The sequence below is a fragment of the Dysgonomonas mossii genome, assembly GCF_004569505.1.
Classification (GTDB): Bacteria; Bacteroidota; Bacteroidia; order Bacteroidales; family Dysgonomonadaceae; genus Dysgonomonas.
Genome location: NZ_SPPK01000023.1, coordinates 1 through 612 on the forward strand (window position 1 = coordinate 1; position 612 = coordinate 612).

Below are 612 nucleotides of genomic sequence, written 5' to 3' on the forward strand. Positions count from 1 at the left end.
AGATGTGTATAAGAGACAGTACCCGGACTACCCGATCGTCACGGGCAGCGTCTACAACGCGGCGAACATGCCCCCCTGGGCCTTGCCGGGCAACGCCACGCAGTCCGGCATCAAGACGCGATCGAGCAAGGGCGGCGCGGCCGGCGACGGCATGAAGAACGGAGGCGGCGACGCCAACGCGATCCGCTTCGAGGACAAGAAGGGCGCGGAGCAATTGTGGCTGCATGCGCAGAAGGACCAGCTCATCGAAGTGGAGAACGATGAGGACCACTGGGTGGGGCAGGACCGCCGGAAAACCATCGACCGGGACGAGACCAACGTCATCCACCGCGACCGTACGGAGACCGTGGACCGCGACGAGAAAATCACCGTGCACAACAACCGCACGGAGCGGGTGGACCACGACGAGACCATCAGCATCGGTGACAACCGCCGCGAAGACGTGGGCATCGACGAGACCGTCTCCATCGGCAAGAACCGCACGAAGACCATCGGCCGCAACGAGAAGGACAAGATCGGCAACAACTGGTCGATCAAGGTGGGCAGCTTCAAGACCGAGACCATTGGCCTCGCCTACCTGCAGAACGTGGGCCTGGCGAAGATGGTGAACAT

At 62.6% G+C, this 612-nt stretch carries 1 protein-coding gene; it reads left to right on the plus strand.

Going from position 1 to position 612, the window contains the following annotated elements:
• Positions 1 to 612 (plus strand): bacteriophage T4 gp5 trimerization domain-containing protein (locus E4T88_RS18800; protein ID WP_497707124.1); only part of this gene is annotated, 612 nt, incomplete at both ends.